The 15,517-nt window shown below is 61.2% G+C and carries 20 protein-coding genes; 5 read left to right on the top strand and 15 right to left on the bottom strand.

The genetic code is table 11. The annotated features are described in order from the left end of the window. Nucleotides 1-15 precede the first annotated feature (15 nt). Nucleotides 16-1,053 (bottom strand): site-specific integrase, encoded by a 1,038-nt coding sequence (locus RAB71_RS11305; RefSeq protein ID WP_010340395.1) that lies wholly within the window; start codon nt 1,051-1,053, stop codon nt 16-18. A gap of 145 nt (nt 1,054-1,198) precedes the next feature. Here RAB71_RS11305 and RAB71_RS11300 point away from each other — a divergent pair, with 145 nt between their 5' ends. Next, nucleotides 1,199-2,140 carry a DNA-binding protein gene (locus RAB71_RS11300; protein ID WP_010340394.1) on the top strand — a complete coding sequence of 314 codons (942 nt, stop codon included), beginning with the start codon at nt 1,199-1,201 and terminating at the stop codon, nt 2,138-2,140. A gap of 1,413 nt (nt 2,141-3,553) precedes the next feature. Here the strand turns inward: RAB71_RS11300 and RAB71_RS11295 are convergent. From RAB71_RS11295 to RAB71_RS11250, 10 genes are all read right to left on the bottom strand, one after another. After that, nucleotides 3,554-3,832: a hypothetical protein gene (locus RAB71_RS11295; protein ID WP_081481880.1), complete on the bottom strand. Its 279-nt coding sequence runs from the start codon at nt 3,830-3,832 to the stop codon at nt 3,554-3,556. A 2-nt stretch (nt 3,833-3,834) separates the two neighbouring features. Continuing rightward, nucleotides 3,835-4,998: a zonular occludens toxin domain-containing protein gene (locus tag RAB71_RS11290; protein ID WP_010340392.1), complete on the bottom strand. Its 1,164-nt coding sequence runs from the start codon at nt 4,996-4,998 to the stop codon at nt 3,835-3,837. Between the two features lies 1 nt (nt 4,999). Beyond that, on the bottom strand, nt 5,000-5,293 hold the full coding sequence (locus RAB71_RS11285) for a DUF2523 family protein (protein ID WP_010340391.1): 294 nt from the start codon (nt 5,291-5,293) through the stop codon (nt 5,000-5,002). Nucleotide 5,294: 1 nt separating this feature from the next. Then, nucleotides 5,295-6,662 (bottom strand): hypothetical protein, encoded by a 1,368-nt coding sequence (locus RAB71_RS11280; protein WP_138985703.1) that lies wholly within the window; start codon nt 6,660-6,662, stop codon nt 5,295-5,297. Nucleotides 6,663-6,786: 124 nt separating this feature from the next. Next, nucleotides 6,787-7,002, bottom strand: a complete 216-nt coding sequence (locus tag RAB71_RS11275; protein WP_010340389.1) for a hypothetical protein — start codon at nt 7,000-7,002, stop codon at nt 6,787-6,789. 29 nt (nt 7,003-7,031) lie between these two features. Beyond that, a complete protein-coding gene (locus tag RAB71_RS11270; protein WP_010340388.1) occupies nt 7,032-7,238 on the bottom strand; it encodes a hypothetical protein in 207 nt (68 codons plus the stop codon). Nucleotides 7,239-7,247: 9 nt separating this feature from the next. Continuing rightward, complete coding sequence (locus tag RAB71_RS11265; RefSeq protein ID WP_010340387.1) at nt 7,248-7,538, bottom strand: single-stranded DNA-binding protein; 291 nt, start codon at nt 7,536-7,538, stop codon at nt 7,248-7,250. A gap of 98 nt (nt 7,539-7,636) precedes the next feature. Then, nucleotides 7,637-8,701 carry a replication initiation factor domain-containing protein gene (locus RAB71_RS11260; protein ID WP_010340386.1) on the bottom strand — a complete coding sequence of 355 codons (1,065 nt, stop codon included), beginning with the start codon at nt 8,699-8,701 and terminating at the stop codon, nt 7,637-7,639. Then, the gene (locus RAB71_RS11255; RefSeq protein WP_010340385.1) at nt 8,698-8,901 is read right to left on the bottom strand and encodes a hypothetical protein; all 204 of its coding nucleotides are present in this window, start codon (nt 8,899-8,901) and stop codon (nt 8,698-8,700) included. The genes RAB71_RS11260 and RAB71_RS11255 overlap by 4 nt, the downstream gene beginning before the upstream one ends. After that, entirely contained in the window at nt 8,901-9,053 is a 153-nt protein-coding gene (locus tag RAB71_RS11250; protein WP_156148499.1) for a hypothetical protein, read from the bottom strand. The genes RAB71_RS11255 and RAB71_RS11250 overlap by 1 nt, the downstream gene beginning before the upstream one ends. A 131-nt stretch (nt 9,054-9,184) precedes the next feature. On the opposite strand from RAB71_RS11250, the gene RAB71_RS11245 reads away from it, so the two are divergent. Genes RAB71_RS11245 through RAB71_RS11235 form a run of 3 tightly spaced genes read left to right on the top strand, consistent with a single transcriptional unit; the run spans nt 9,185 to nt 10,927 of the window. Beyond that, entirely contained in the window at nt 9,185-9,631 is a 447-nt protein-coding gene (locus tag RAB71_RS11245) for a DUF3693 domain-containing protein (RefSeq protein WP_010340384.1), read from the top strand. Further along, nucleotides 9,609-10,127 carry a VC1465 family Xer recombination activation factor gene (locus RAB71_RS11240; protein ID WP_010340383.1) on the top strand — a complete coding sequence of 173 codons (519 nt, stop codon included), beginning with the start codon at nt 9,609-9,611 and terminating at the stop codon, nt 10,125-10,127. The genes RAB71_RS11245 and RAB71_RS11240 overlap by 23 nt, the downstream gene beginning before the upstream one ends. Nucleotides 10,128-10,129: 2 nt before the next feature. Continuing rightward, entirely contained in the window at nt 10,130-10,927 is a 798-nt protein-coding gene (locus tag RAB71_RS11235) for a hypothetical protein (RefSeq protein WP_081481879.1), read from the top strand. Between the two features lie 92 nt (nt 10,928-11,019). Here RAB71_RS11235 and RAB71_RS11230 read toward each other — a convergent pair whose 3' ends face one another. The 3 genes from RAB71_RS11230 to RAB71_RS11220 all read right to left on the bottom strand — a co-directional run bounded on the left by RAB71_RS11230 (nt 11,020) and on the right by RAB71_RS11220 (nt 13,531). Further along, entirely contained in the window at nt 11,020-11,844 is an 825-nt protein-coding gene (locus RAB71_RS11230) for a trypsin-like peptidase domain-containing protein (protein WP_081481878.1), read from the bottom strand. A gap of 131 nt (nt 11,845-11,975) precedes the next feature. After that, nucleotides 11,976-12,221 (bottom strand): CPCC family cysteine-rich protein, encoded by a 246-nt coding sequence (locus tag RAB71_RS11225; protein WP_081481877.1) that lies wholly within the window; start codon nt 12,219-12,221, stop codon nt 11,976-11,978. Nucleotides 12,222-12,313: 92 nt separating this feature from the next. Then, nucleotides 12,314-13,531 (bottom strand): FAD-dependent oxidoreductase, encoded by a 1,218-nt coding sequence (locus RAB71_RS11220; RefSeq protein WP_010340382.1) that lies wholly within the window; start codon nt 13,529-13,531, stop codon nt 12,314-12,316. Nucleotides 13,532-13,665: 134 nt separating this feature from the next. Between RAB71_RS11220 and RAB71_RS11215 the strand changes: the two genes are divergently transcribed. Next, nucleotides 13,666-14,586 carry a LysR family transcriptional regulator gene (locus RAB71_RS11215; protein WP_010340381.1) on the top strand — a complete coding sequence of 307 codons (921 nt, stop codon included), beginning with the start codon at nt 13,666-13,668 and terminating at the stop codon, nt 14,584-14,586. Between the two features lie 122 nt (nt 14,587-14,708). Here RAB71_RS11215 and RAB71_RS11210 read toward each other — a convergent pair whose 3' ends face one another. After that, nucleotides 14,709-15,497 carry a hypothetical protein gene (locus RAB71_RS11210; protein WP_234006493.1) on the bottom strand — a complete coding sequence of 263 codons (789 nt, stop codon included), beginning with the start codon at nt 15,495-15,497 and terminating at the stop codon, nt 14,709-14,711. Between the last annotated feature and the right edge of the window lie 20 nt (nt 15,498-15,517).

Raw genomic sequence — 15,517 nt, 5'->3', positions numbered from 1 at the left:
CACATGCTGCCCTCTCTACTTCAACAGCCGTGCAGCCGGATTGTCCTCGGCTGCCCCAGCTTGAAAGTACCCGATCACACTGGCCACCGAGCGATGCTCAGTCATCGCCATCACAGCTGGCAGCGGAACGCCTTGTTTCCCCGCCTCGGTAACGAACCCCGAACGCAAGCTGTGCGCTCCAAAGTCTCCCTCCAACCCAGCTAGCCGCGCCCGGCGTTTCACGATGGTAGCAACCGAGCCCGGAAGCAGGGCAGGGCCGACCTGTTCCTTCCAAAGACGGCGAAAGATTGCACCCTCTTGGATCCCTGCCGCTTCAATCCACGCCGCTAAGGCTTCAGCGCTGCGTCCGAGGATGGGCTTGTCCGGCGTCGAATCTGCTTTCACCCCGGCCTGCTGGGTCTTGGAGTACTCGAGCCGGTAGATGTAGCCATCCTCGCCGACCTTACGCAGGTCCCGCAGATCCGCTGCCGCGATCTCGCTGCGCCGGCGCCCGCCGCTGGCAAAGCCGAAGCAGAGCAGGGCACGGTCACGCAGACCTTCCAAGCTCTCGTCGCAGGTCGCGAGCATGGCCTCGAGCTCGGGGCGGGTTATCGCGGTCTTCTTGGTGGCGCGCTCACCGCGTTTAACCGCGGCACGCCGCGCCCTGCTAAGCAGGGTGCGGACGCTGGGCAGCTCACATGGGTTAATTAGGCGCTTGAGCTTGTGCGCCGTGGACAGCACGGCGACGCGCTGGACAACGGTCGACAGCTTCAGTGGCCCGACCCTGGCCTTAAGGCCAGCGGCGACCAGCGCCTGATCGATCGCTGGCGGCAGCTCACTGGCGAGGCCGACCTTGCTCTTGCGCTGGATGTGGTCAACGAGGAATTGGATCACCACGGCTTCGCTGGCCGGCAAGGCCAGTTCGATGCCATAGCGGGCCTGGTGCCAGCCTGCCCAGTAGCGCAAGGCGGTGGCGTAGCTGCGGGTGGTGTTGGCCGCTGCCGCTTCGGCGAGCAACTCACGCACCGCTTCGGCGGCCCGCTGGGCTAGCTGATCGGGAAGCACCAAGTTCATGGCCGTAGCCGACGTGGCTAGCAGTGTACTATTTCGCTTCATATTATGTAATTTATGATATGAAATATGGAAATTAATAGCGATAACTATCAATTATCGCAAATATGTCAACTGCGGGGCAGGGCGCCAATCCGGAGTCGCTTCAATGGCCAGAGGCATCACAGAATCAGACGTCCACGTCGCTGCCGACGCAATCGTAGCGCTTGGCGAACGTCCCACAGTAGAACGTATCCGGGCTCATTTGGGCACCGGATCTCCAAATACGGTCGTGCGTTGGCTAGATACCTGGTGGCAAGGATTAGGCTCACGCTTGACACAGCACGACCGAATGCAGGTGCTCACCGCTAACGTTCCCGATCCCGTAGCCGTCCTGGCAGCGCAATGGTGGACTTTGGCGCTTGATCAAGCACGTAGTCACGCCCAAAAGACGCTTTCCCATGAACGCGCTGCTCTAGCGGACGCGCAAGACGTCTTGGAGCGGAATCGTCGCGACATGGAGGACGAGCTTAACGACCTGCGTAAGCAGGCGGATGCCTCACGTCAGGCCGAACGTCTCGCTTTCACCCGCGCTACAGAACTGGAACGTCTTGTCGAACAACTTCAGCACCAGGGGAACGAACTCGTCCAGCGGCGAAATGTATCCACAACGCGTATTGCCGAGGTCGAGCGTGCTTACGAAATTCTGCAGCGCCAAGTTCAGCAGATGCAGGAGGCGGCGCGCATTGAGCGCGACACGTCCACCCACCATGTGCGAGCGATCGAAGATCGAGCCCATGCCGAAGTCGACCGAGCCCGCCAAGACGCGAAGGACGCGCGACAGCAGCTAAGAGCTCTTCAGAGAGAGGCTGAAGCCAATGCGCGCAAACAGGCCACAGCTCTAGAACAAGCAGCTTCAGTAGTCACGGATCTGCGCCAGCAGCTGGCAGCCCAACAAGCGCGAGCGGAGGCGCTTGAGACTCAATTGGGACATCTGCGGGATCTGCCAGCTGCATTTGAGGCGGCATGGCGCAAGCGTGAGCAGAAAACAAAGCCGGAAACGCCCGCCAAGACGGCCCGGGTGCGCAGCACCGCAAAGAGAGCTGACTAGGTTCCGGTCCAGCGAAGGCGCTCGAAACGATGAGAACTAGTGACACGAATTAGGTACAGATTCGCGACGATTCTGTTCCTAATTGTTGTCACTGCGCGGTCCTGAGCCTTCCAAAATTTCCTTAAAAATCAAGAAGGGGCGCGATCTAGGAACAAAGGACATCAATTAGGAACGCTGACACCTGGCCCTGGTCGCGTGAACAGTCCGCGCAGCCTGGCGAACCAGCGTCCGAACATAAGATACATTATGCGAAATTCTGCGCTGCTGGTGGTTGTTGGCGTTGCCGTCAGCCTGGCTGTGCGCCACTACCTGGCCCTTCGGAGAACCAGGACGCCAGCATGACGCCAGTTGATCCCTTCGAACGCACCGAACTGACCGGCCCTTGGGCCGGTTTTGGTTTCCAGCAAGGCCACATGTGGACACCCGAGGGCTACAGCCTCTACCCCGAGGACATGGTGTGGTGGTCGCTGACGTGCAACATCGCGCATGAGTGGCGGCGGATGATGGCCGATGAGCGTCGAGCTCGAGCGCTCGAGCTCGAGGGGTCTGGAAACCTTTGCGGCACAAGGGTTTCAGAAATCGATTTGCTGCAGCAACCGAAAATCATCTACCTGCGGGACGTACTCCGTAGACGGCAGCAAGAGCGGTTGGCAGGAGGTGGTCAGTCGAGGTGCGAGCCTGGTCAGGTGGGCCGACCAGGTCGTGGGCGCCGGCGTACCTGGCGCGGGTGAGGCGTCTACGCAGGGGCAAGCCCCTGCACCCCAAAATGGCGATCAGACACACAGGGGGCAGCATGGAGAGCACACAGGAACACCACCAATCCGAAGAAGCACGGGAACGGCCGGAATACCTACCTGAAACGAAGCGCGAAGGATCGGGGTTGGGATGGACGCTAGCGGTAGGGATATGCCTGGCAGCGGCGATCGCAGGAGGTGCCGCAATATACGTGCGGACGGTAGCGGACTGGCATCGAGCCAAAGAGGAAAAAGCTGCAAGAACCGCGACGCAACGGGAGGCCGGAACAGCCGCGCTAGCAATGCAACAGGAGCGGTACAGGCAGCTTCGGATTGCAGAAATTGAAGCTCAACGGGAGCAGGCACAGCAAGAATGGAAGGCGCTGGAAAGAGGCGAACTGCGCTGCATCAACGGCACAGTATTGCGTCGAATCGACGGTGGATGGGAAAACCTACCGGGGCGCTCCTGCAAGCATCCGTAGGGGCGCTGCCCCTACACCCCGCCCCCTTGCGACTGCGCCCCCATTCGGGTGGGGGCTGTCGCTCAAAGGATCCGGAAAAGACCAGGTGCGGGACGACCTGGTAGGAAGTCAGCGACCAGGCCAAGGATCGAGAACACGATGACCTCGGCGAGCAGGATGGTCCGGAACCAGTCGATGTTAGCCATTTCCATGACGCGTCACGCATTCGGGTAGCGGGTGGCCAACTCGGCAACGAGGCGGGAAATCGTGCGAGGCGCAGAACCGTTGTCGATGCTCTTGCGGATCAGATCGAGCAGCAGGCTGTCAGAGAGCTGAGCGGGACGGGCGTGCCCTACCCTCAGCCGCTTGACCTTGCGCTGGCGATACGCGGCCGCTCGCTCGGCATCGGTCTTGGCAGCGATGCCGTCCGCAGGCGGTCGACCAGGTCGACCACGCAGGGGCATTTCGATGGTTCCGGGATCTCTGTCGTCGCGCATGGTCACATGTCCAGGCTGGTGGGCGGGGTGTACGTCTCGACCTTGCCCTGTGGGTTCTCCGGGAAGGTGCCAAGCGCGCGGGGAGCCTTGGCGATCACACCACCCTGCAGGGCCGCCGGAGCGTGGGCCTGGGGCGCGTCCTGACCCTGGGGCGGTACGTAGGGTGCCGGCGGGGCGCTGGGCTGCTTGTACGGGTTGTAGGGCGCTCCGTTGAGCGCGACCGTACGACACTGGGGCTGAGGCAGATCGTACCTGGTGCCCTGCTCTGTCACGCACGTGCAGCTCGGCTCAGTGGCATGACCGAGACCATCGCGACCGCCCAGGCTGGACATGCAGAACAGCTGAGGCTGCACAGCCGGTTGGGCGCCGTCGTAGATCGGAGCGGTCCACGGCATAGTGGCGAACCTGGGCAGATGCGCCTTGGCGTACTCGTCGGCGGTCATCACGTGGGCGGGCGCGGGCGCCCCGGACGCGCTCGCCGCTGACGCTGGCGGCACGACCGTGTCGCCCGCTTGCAGCGTGGTTCGCTGCTCTTCGTACTGGTGCATCTTCTCGCTGTAACGATGCTTCAGCCAGAGCATGACAGCGAGGACGAAAACAACACCAACGATGACCCAGCGCATCCACATGGGCATGCTGCGCTTGGTGGTCACCAGCGTGGTGCTGGTGTAGTAGTCGAACACGTATTTCGGCCGAACCCAGTCGATCACGTCAGCGCAAGGGCCGTTAACGTTGCCCTGGTACTGAGTCCAGCGCTTCAGCTTGGTCTTGGATTTGACAAGCGAGGTCTGACGAACATGCGTGTGCTCGTCGTAGAGACCACGAAGAAAGGGATCAAGCTGCAAGCCCTGCTGAGCTACGAGGATAAAGTCGTAGCCGAAATGACGATGACGCGCCATTGCCTCGACGTGCGGAGGAACCTTGGAACCTGGGTTGCGATTCGGGAAGACGGTGTAGCACTCATCGAGGAAGATCACAGAACCGTGAGGTACGACCTCCATCCACTTGGTCGGGTCTTCGAGATAGTGCCAACCAGCCCTCTCATAGTCGAAATCTTTGATGCCATGAGCATAGATCGCGCGCTTCTCTTTCTGGAAGCCGAAAGCGCGATCGATGCCGTAAGCGGTCTTGCCGTGACCGGGCTGGCCGGTGATGAGATACATCATGTCAGCTACTCGACTTGAGCTTGGAGAGGACGGCGCGCTGCGTGACCACCGCGGCGTAGGCCGAGAGGATGATGGTCACAGCGGCACCAGTGCCGCTGGCATCCCAGTAGGCGACGCCGACAGCGCCGAGGGATGGCAACTGCGAAGCGATGTACGACTTCAACGCCGGCATGGCGATTTCGTTGGTCACCAAGCCAATGCCGAACGCAAGCAAGATGCGGCCGATGATGCCGGGCAGGTACTGACGAAGCGCCTGCATCAACATGGTGACGAGTGCGCCGATGATCATGGGCATGTTAGGTGGCTCCGCGAGCGAGGATGAAAGCCGCGACACACGACGCGACGACGATTAGACCGGCCTTGAGCTTGGCCATGTAGTCGCACCAGATCGGCGGCGGCGTGGCGAACGTGGAACCGATGGCCTTGGAAAGTGCGCCGGATCCACCGCCGCCAAAGCCGACACAGGAACCGCCACCGAAGCCGGATTGATCGAGGCTGTCGGTGCTGATCTTGTTGACGGTGAGGACCTTGGTGTCATCGGGACTGGAACCAGCACCAGGATCCTGGCTCATGCCGGCAACCTTGGTCCACGCGGGTTGATCGCCAGAGTTGTCGGTGCCCTTCCCTCCTGCGAGCTTCTCAACCGCGCAGGCAGTGCGCCACTGCACGAGAAGGGAGGCGTACTCCATCGCATCGCACTTGTCGCCGGTGCAGATGGGAGGCGTGCTACAGGCGCCGCCTGAGATGTTGCGGTTGCGGCGGGTGTTGCAGTCAATGCGCCACTGGATACGAGCCTGGCCGCACATGATCGGATCGCCGCTGCAGGAGGGTGGAGAGTCGCAGGAATCGCCGCCGGAGAAGGACGATTTGTCGTCCTTGCCATCGTCGTCGCTGTCCTCATCATCGGGCTTGCCATCGCCATCTTTATCAGGCTTGCAGGTGCCGTCGGCGCCCATGGCTTGGCCGGCGGAACAGGCATCCGGCTTCTTGACGCAACTGCCGTCAGGACCTTTGGTCTGGCCCTGCGGACACTCGTTTTCCTTCGCCTTACAGGTGCCGTCCTGCTGCTGCACCATGCCATCGGGGCAAGGCTCAGGAGCGCACTTGCCAACGGAGTTGGGAACTTGGCCTTGCGGACACTCTTCCTTGGTTGGCTCGCAAACGTTGAGGTAGCCGTTCCAGTAGAAACCTGGGCCGCACTTGTTGGGAAAGTCGGTGGTGTTGCAGGTGGTGCCGATGTATTGCGCGGTGCTAGTGCCATCCGGATTGGCAAACCATGCTTGCTCGCAACCGTCATTGCAGGAGATAGAGCCACTCTTAGGCTTGAAAGTCGACGTAAGCGAGGGAAGCGCGCTGCACAGGGTCGCGAAATACTCGGTGTCGCCGACAAGCGTTGTGCGGCTGCCGCCTGCCGGCCTGCCGTCGATGACAGGATCGTACTGACCGCCAGCAGCGCCACCGGACATACGGCAGGACGCCTCAATGTACGTCCAATCGGGATGAGCACCCTTGAAGTCAGCGATCTGTGCATCGCAGGACGCACTTGCGTGGCCCTGGTTGCACTTAGCAGACACGGGACAGGATGCAGCGCCCCAGCCGCCGGCGAAGGCGGCGAAAGGGCTGCAAAGCAGCAACAGCAGGATCAGCTGTCCATAGCGAGCCATACAGCCCCCAGGATGCCGATGATGACGAAATAGCCGACGTAAGCCATGTATCCCCCTTGCGTGACGTGTCACAAAAAGCAAGGGCGGGGATGCCCCGCCCTGCCCTGCTACAGATGGAACGGGATCAACGCGCGACCTTGCGGCCCATGTTGACCATCGCGACCACGGCACAGGCGCCGAGGATGATGGCGCCACCGGCGGCCAGGTCGGTCTTGTCGATGCCGGCGGTAAGCGCGGTGGTGACGGTGCCATCGGCCGCGGCGGCGATGCCGGACATGATGGCGGTGGCACCAGCAACGATGCCGGCGACGATCTTGGAGGGCTTGCGGAACTTGGACATGGTGAAACTCCTGGTGGTTGATTGATGAACTACGACTGCGAGATACGACGACCCTGCCTGACCATGAAACCGATGGCCCAAGCACCGACGATCACCGCCGAGATGCCAAGACCCTCGCCCGCGTCCAGCGGCGGGGGGAAACTGGACGCGACGCTGTAGAACGGGTGCGCGCACTGACCGGTGGAGGCGTCGAAATCCGAGACCTTGCAGTTGAGCACTAGCACTTGTTCGTCCACAGCGATTCCTTATGCAGCGACGCGAGCAGACGTCTTGCTGCGGAGCTTGGTGAACTTGCTGAGGCTCAGAACGCCCTTGTTGACCTGGCCCATCGATTCGATGTCCAGTTCGTACTTGCCGACGGCATAGGGCTGCTGGCCGTCTTCCAGGCGCACGTCGAACGGGTAGACGAAGCCACCCATTTCGATCTTGGCCTTCTGCTTGCGGGTGGTGTAGGAACGATCCTTGCCGCTGTCGTCCTGGAAGGTGCCGCCGCGCTCGATGACTTCGGCGTCCATTACGGTGACTTCGATGCTCATGGTGTACTCCGTCTGATACCCGCGATGTCGGGTCAATTGGCTGCTTCACCCGTTGCCCACGCCGGCAGCTGTGCGGCGTGCAGGTATTTCGTGACGTGTCACGTAGCTAATTCGGGGAACAACTCATCGAGTTGGTTGGCGAGGCGAATCTCTAATTCCGTCTGAGACAGATGCTTGAATCGGCCAGGAACGCCGTCGTGCGAGAGATAGGACTCAATCGCAGCAATTGCGTAGTCGCGGTCGCGGGTCATGCAGGCATTCCAAAGCACACGAAGAGCGGTGCCGGCTTGCGTGTCGATGAAATCGATCATGGCCTTGGCAGAAGGATTGACCATGCGTTCCTTCAACTGGAGACGGTCAAGCTCGCCGATGACCAGGTCAGCCAGGATCGCGTAGGCGCCGCGGTAGTACTTGCCTGGGTTGGTCAGAACATCCAGGGGGAGATCGATGCGCTTGGCGTATAGGCGCAACTCGCAGCGCACCCAGGGGCTTTCCGGGTCGCCAAGCTGCTTGCCTTTCTCGTACACACACAGCTCCTTGTGGCCTTTCTGGCCGACGTAGAGCGTGCAGCCCTTGCCACTGCCCTCATCGCTCTGGTGGCGCGCCTGAGGCGGTCGACCGTTGGAGGTAAACGCACCCTGGTGGTACGCCTGGCGGAAGTACTCGACGTCGAAGGTGAGGCCGGAGTGGTCGTCGACGGCGATATCAGCGCGGGTCAGGTGGGCGCCCAGGTCATCGGCGATACGCTCGACGTAGGGCCAACTCGGAACGTGGGTACACCCCTGCCCTGTCAGGCTGATGCAGACCTCGCCGGTGTCGGAAACGCCAATCTTTCCGCAGACGGATGATGTCTCATCGATCAGGGTAGCGCTGCGCTCATAGCGGAAGTTCCACAGGCGCTCGAGCAAGGGGCCGGCGACGATGCTGCCGGAGGTGCCAAAGACGTAAGCCACCATGTCCTGAGCGCTCATGCGCTTGAGCAGCTTCACCGCCTTGTCGGTGTCGAAGACAAGGGTGCAGAAGTCAATCAGCGGCTTCGACAGGCCGTCCGGGGTCTGAGACTTTTGGCCCGTGTTACTGCTCGGGCCAACCGGCTCCGATCCGGCCGGATTGCAGGCGTCCGCCGGTGAAAAGGGTAGGCAGAGGGCGAGCAGAGGGGTCACAGAGCGGCCTCGGAGGCAGCACGGCGGGCGGCCTGGCGCTTGGCTTCCTCGACCAGGCAGTAGGCACGGAACTCGGCTTCGAGCTGCTGGGCGAAACGACGGTCGGACCAGGCGAAGTAAGCGAACAGGCCGCGAACCAGGAACAGGACGGCGAACGCGGAGGCGATCAGCAGCCCGAAGGAGAGTATTTCGTGACTCATCACCGAATAGCCCCAAGGCGGAACAGGTCGTAGCGGCGCTCGATGGCGGTGTTTACCTGGTCGACCAGGTCGAAGCGGCTGCGGCGGCGGAAGACGGCACGCGCGCGGAAGAGCTTGCACAGCGGCATAGCTGCGAGGCGTTCGATGTCCATTCGTGGATCCCCTGCCCCCTACCCTGGTGCCCGCTCGCCCGGCGGGGGTACACCGGGGGCGGGGCGCTTAGCCAGGCTAAACGCAGGGCTTGTATAGTTCAGCGAAACAGGAATGTAAAGGTCAGCTAAACATGAGCGCCGAAAACGAACTGCTCGACCTGGTGCGAGGCTCGGGAAACTTCAATTCGGACAATGCCTTAGCGCAACGGCTAGGCGTAACGAGGGCGATGGTGAGCTCGTGGCGATCAGGGCGGTACGCGATGCCGGACGAGCGAATTGCGCAGCTGTGCGCGCTGGCAAAGGTGGATGGCGGAACATGGATGGCGAAGATCCATGCAGAGCGAGCAGCATCACCTGCTGAGAAAGCACTGTGGCGATCGGTACTGGACAGGCTAAGCGCGGCGGCCGCGGTCGTCGCGCTGCTGGTGATCGCGGTCAAGGCCGGGGGTCATCAGGGGCTTGAAGCCACCCTGCCCGCGCTGTTCGTAATCGACCCAGGATACATTATGCGAAATTGGCCGTGTCCCCGGACGGGGGCGTGGCCGGCCATCCCCGTTGCAGATCCGCCACCACGCTGAGCAGTTCCGCACCGCCCGCATCACCCTCGGCCTGAGCGTCCCCGACTGCGCGAAGCTTCCGCGCGTCAGTGTCCGGACCGTCTCCAACTGGGAGTCCGCTCGAGCGCGCATCCCCTATACTGCCTACAAGCTCATGCGCGTCCTTAGGGGCGGCAAGCTGCTCGGTCCCGACTGGACCGGCTTCCAGGTGCGCGGCAACGTCCTGGCCACGCCTGAGCGCCGGGAGCTTCGCTCCAGCGACTTGGTCTGGTGGTCGCTCCTGATCCTGCAGGCGCAGGAGTTCCGCAACATCATGGCCAAGCGTCGCGGTGTGTTGCCCACCCATGTGGCCACTGCTATGGTCAGTCACTGCCGCGCGCCGGCGTGGGTCTTCAAGACTTCCGAGTCTACGCATTATCGCCCTTGGGGCTTACAGGCAATAGAGCGAGCCACTCCTTTTAATTTTCACCTCAAGGTAAGCTTAAAAGAGGTGCTCCGGCAAGCAATCGGAGATTAGCTATGGATACATTTGCCCCGCCTCTTGCTGGCCAATGCTGCCTATGCGGGTCTACCGGGGCGCTTTCAGGCGAGCATAAGGTCAAGGCGGCCGCGCTTCGTAGTGAGTTTGGGGCGCAGCCGATGGTTATCGGGCGCCCAGGCGAACGCTATCGCCACGCACAGAGCCCAAGCTCGAAGCAGTTTCACTTTTCCGCTCGCATATGCGGAACCTGTAATAACGCGAGAACTCAGCCGGCCGATTTGGCATTTGATGCATTTAGAGGATTGGCCTTGGAACTCTTGAAAGCGGGGGGGGATCCCGCAAAGGTGTATGAAGACCCCCGCTTCAATGCCAATGGCGGAACACTTTATTTGGATGTTTTCAGGTATTTCGCGAAGCTTATGTGTTGTCACTTAGCAGAGGTGGGCGCAACCTTCTACCAACCGATTGCAGATTTCGCCATAGGCATAAGTGATAAAAACTATGTTTTGCTTTGCGTAGATGCCGACGTCGCCTACCGCCGTCTACAAGAGAATGGTGCAATCCATAGCTACGCCGCCCATGGCGGCCTGATCGTCACAGGCAATCCGCAATCTCTCGCGCCCGAAGCTTTCCATTCCACGCTTACTATTGGCCCGGTTCGATACTGCTACAGGATCCATCTCAACGAAGTAGGACAGGCGCAACTGCAGTATGAGCATCCCGACTTTTACGAGTGGTGCCAACGCAGAATTCGTCATGCTATTGACAATCCAATGAGCGACGACGATAGAGAGTTGCTTGGGTTGAACGGCCTTAGCCCCCTGGCGCCAGTTTGATGTCTGCTTTGGGTCGGAACCCCGATGGCCAGAAGCGGCTGCACAGTTCGCTTAGCCTGTGAATAGCTCTCGTCATGCGAGAAAATTAGGCTTTACCAATTCAACTTATTGATAGATTGCGGGACTGACGTCGCAAGGAACTCCCTGGTATCCTGGACTAGACCATGCAATGCAGCGGTCCGCCAAACAACGCCGATATCCGACTCATTGTTGATACGCCCGCTGTAAATTCCAAGGAGGCGTGTCACTGGCCCTTCAAAGATAGCTGCAACCCCGTTCTCCATGCTCACCATTCCGCCTGACCGATAAGCAACTACTGCAGATCCAGATTGCCCTTGCCTGCTTCGGCAATCAATATAAAAAACTGGGAGATCACTGTTGTTTATGCTCACCTGCGGCTCACTGGCAATGAATCCTGTTGCCCATATCGGAAGAAGTCCGCCCGTAGACATTCCGAATGGAAATCCAACAACACTTATAATGTCTCCAGGGGCGATCGCAATTCTTGGTTCTTCTGTCAGTTCGTAGGGATATAGGTCGACTCCTTCGATGTTGGTGAGCGGCAACGCCACCACATCTGCACGCGCACCATGCAGTGGATGTTCTTTCCAGCGTTTTTGTCCTTGTTCGGTGAAGAGCGCTTCAACCCTGCCCTCCCAAGCGCCAAGACGCCCTGAAAGATGGTGATAAACGAGGACATTATCTGGGATTCCGCCCGTTTTCGAGAGCAGTTCGCCGGAATCATTCCGACGCCCAGTTAAATTATGACGATTTGTCAGAAGGAACGCAGAAGACCCGTTTTTCACTACGAAGCCTGTGCCTGTAGATATTGGTTGATCTCCGTACCTCATTTGAAGAAAGAGCGACTTGACGCTTGGCGGCTGCACTGATGGCATTGGCTTGTTCAAGGCTGTCATGATGTTGTTGTTGGTTTAGATCCGAATTATCTATCATTTCAGAGTCTGTTCTTGGTATAGACCCATTCCCCACCCCCGTAAGCCTAGCCGGGAAGCCGGGTTGACTAGGCCCTCATTCTACATTTCTTCACCTAAGGCGGATGTACATAAGACAGGCCCTGTCTCCGAAAGGCGACAATTTGCTGATAGTTCGCTCGCGCTTGTGTAACGCTGAGATTGCCATTCGGGCCACCTAGTACCTCATCAGCATCAGCATCATCGTCATCTTGGCCATCATCCTCCCTGAAACACACGGTGCAAATCTCAAATGCCACTCCCTCGACAAGCGTTTTGTAGCCACAACAGGGGCAGCGCAGTGGAAGATCTTTGATCAGCATGACCTAGCAACCCAATGAAATGGAGGCCCGGATTTGGTGGAAATGCTTCCAGCAGCGCAGATGCCACGCGACACTCGGATCAAGACTATCTTTTACAGGCGATACAGACTGCCAGCGCCGCTCGCCGGCGTACCGTCTATGCAGTCCGCCATCGGCAACCCCTGCGACCATCCTGCCGCCATGGCCTGGGCATCACGCAATGGATCGGACGCCTTGGCGCGCTCGTTGCGAAGACGGCAGGTTTCAGGGTCTTGGGCGAACAGGCCGCGCGCGAACAGCCTGCCCTGCTCTACCAGCTTGGTGGTCTTGGGTCCGCGGATTGCGGCAAAGCGTGGCAATGCTTGATCCAGCGCGCCGTCTGCCTCTTCGAGGCACCGCGCCAGATGCCAGGCGTCTTCCAGGGCCTGACAGGCGCCCTGACCCGAGGTCGGCAGTGGCGCGTGCGCCGCATCGCCGACGAGCAGCACATTTGCTCGGCTCCAGGTGTGCAGCGGCTCCACGTCGTGCACGGCGATCAGTTGGATGGAGTGCGCCGGCGTGGCTTCGATGAGGCGGGCGACAGGCTCGGGCCATCCTGCAAACAGATCCATCACTTCCTTGCGCATCTCCGCTGCTGGCGTCGCCTCGGGCAATGGCCGCGCCTGCGCGGCGGCCCAGTACACCAGATCCGTCCGAATCGGCACGCAACCGAAACGATCGCCAGACCCCCAGTAATCGTGAATCGCCATGTCGCTCAGCAACGGACCATTGCCCTGTGCAACGCCGATCCAGTTTACGAACCCCTGGTAGATGGGCGTGTTGTCCCCTGCGACGAACTTGCGCGCCACCGAGCCCATGCGGCCATCCGCGCCAATGAGCAGATCTGGACGGATGCTCTTCCCGTTCTCGAACCGCGCCACGGCCTTGCCGCCGGCATCCAGGTCGATCGCGACGGCCCGATGCCCGAACTCCACCTGGATACCAGCGCGTGCCACGTGGTCCAGCAGTACCGCCTGCAAGTCGCGGCGCAGGATCGTATGGGTCGGGTAGCCCATGAGTCGGTCCAGCAGCGTGATGTCCAGGCCTCCCAGCGCGTTACCCGCTGCGTCTTTGCGGTGTACCGACAATGGCCGACCGCCCACCGCCCCGACATCCTCCAACAACCCGAGTTCCTGCAGCACAAAGCACGCGTTGGGCCAAAGCGTCACGCCAGCGCCCATGGTGGCCGGCCCGTTCCGACGTTCATAGACGCGGACGGTGTGCCCCTGCTTGTGCAACGCGAGGGCCACGCTCAAGCCTGCGATGCCGCCACCCAGTATTCCGATTTCCATGCCGATGCATCCCGATTCGATTGGTCCAGGCGTGCCATTGCAGGGCAGCCGTTGGACGGGAGTGCATCTTGGACCTCACCAATTCCGCCAACTAGCATGCGAAAATGGCGGGGTTTCATACCCCAGTTGGGATAATGGTGCGCACCAACCTCGATCTGAATGCAGTCCGCGTCTATGTGGCCGTCGTCGACGCACAGAGCTTTTCCGGGGCTGGGCGCCTGCTTGCCTTGCCGTCGTCCAACGTCAGCCGTCATGTCGCGGCGCTGGAGCGCAGGCTGGGCGTGCGCTTGCTGGAACGCAGCACGCGCCATCTGCGCATGACGGAAGCCGGAAAGCTGGTGTACGCGCGCGCCAAGCCGGTCCTCGATGCCTTGCTGGCCACGGAGGACGAGCTTGGCTTAGTCCAGCGCGAATTGAAGGGGCCCCTCAAGATGTGCATGCCCAACGAAGCGCCCAGGTTGCTCGCGCCGATCCTCGCAGAATTCTGCAGTCTTCATCCTGGCATCGAGTTGGAATGCGACACGCGCCTGACCGGCCTGGAGGTGTTGCGCGAGGACCTGGATCTCTCCCTCGTCTTCCACCGCGGGCATCAGGACGACAGCGCGTTCATCACCCGCGAACTGGCGACCTTGCCCAGCATCGTGGTCGCCTCCCCCACGCTACTGGCCCAGACCGGAATGCCGCGCCATGTGCGCGAACTCAAGTCCCTGCCGTGCATCACCACCGTGAGCGCACTGAAGGGGCAGCCCTGGCAGTTCCTGGATCCTGCGGGCGAGATCGTGAAAGTGCCCGTGCGCAGCCGCTATCGCGTCAACAGCGGGGAACTCGCGGTGGCCGGCGCGCGCCAGGGCCTTGGCTTTGCGATCGTTGCGGCCTACCCGTGCCAGGAAGATCTTGCCGCAGGCAGGTTGCAGGAAGTGCCGCTGGATCTACGCCCTGCACCGCTGCAATTGCTTGGCGCCTACAGTCACCGTCATTCGGTCACTGCGCGGGTTCGGGCGTTGCTGGAGTTCATCCAGGTGCGGTTGCAGGTGTTCGGGGGCACGTCAACGTAAGGCACAACGCAACAACGTGGCCTGGAAACCTCCCTAATCAGCTACTCCGCAAACTTCTGTCTTGGCCAACTCCTGCCGTTGGCAGCCGTTAGCTTCCGCCGTGCAAAAGCACGCGCGCGCACTCAGCGACAGGATTCCGGCAACTTCTCCAGCAAACCCGCCACCACCGGCGTCAGCCGGTTCGCGACCTCCGGCGGAATCGCCTCACCAGCCCCCTGCCCGCCTTCGCTGCGGGCTTGTTCGCAAGCCTTGACGATCCGCGGGCGCATGCCGGACCACAGCGCCCTGCACTGCCAGCCGTCCCGGCCCAGCGGCAGCACCGCGTAGCCGATCGATTGGCATTCCTGCGCGGCGCGGGTGACCAGCGGCTGGCCGGCATACTCGTGCGGCACGGTATCCAGCGTCGGTTGGTAGTAGCTGTCGGGGAACGTTGCTGCGTAGCGTTCCGGGTCCAACTGCAGCGACAGGCCGGTCGCCGTGAGATCGAGTGCGCGGCCGCAGGGCGCAGCGGCGGCAATGCGCTGGATCGCCTGATAGATCGGCTGGTCCAGGTCGGGTTCGCGTGCCGTCACCTCAGACGTTGCGACCAGCACCGGCAGGCGTGCGCGGTTGGCCATCTTCGCCAATTCGCCAGAATGGGCCGGTGCGCAGCGTTCGCGGACGCTGGCCGCGATCAGGAATGTGGCGTCGCGCGCGAATGCGGCGTCGCTTTGCAGCAGTGTGGTAATGCGCTTGTCGGCTGCATCTTCGGACAATGGCGCGACATGAAATGCGTGCACAGTTGGCGGGTGGATCGCCGTGGTCGTAGCAGCACGCGGCGTCGATGCCACGTGCCCGTGCTTGCGCAATGCCAACAGCACGCCGCCGGCAACGACGACCCCACAGGCGGCGATCGCGATCGACAAACGCATCGGCGATTTCAGGCACACGA

The organism is Xanthomonas sacchari, from assembly GCF_040529065.1.
In the GTDB taxonomy this organism is placed as follows: Bacteria; Pseudomonadota; Gammaproteobacteria; order Xanthomonadales; family Xanthomonadaceae; genus Xanthomonas_A; species Xanthomonas_A sacchari.
Note: the sequence above shows the minus strand (reverse complement) of the source record. Positions and strands in the feature narration are given on the sequence as shown.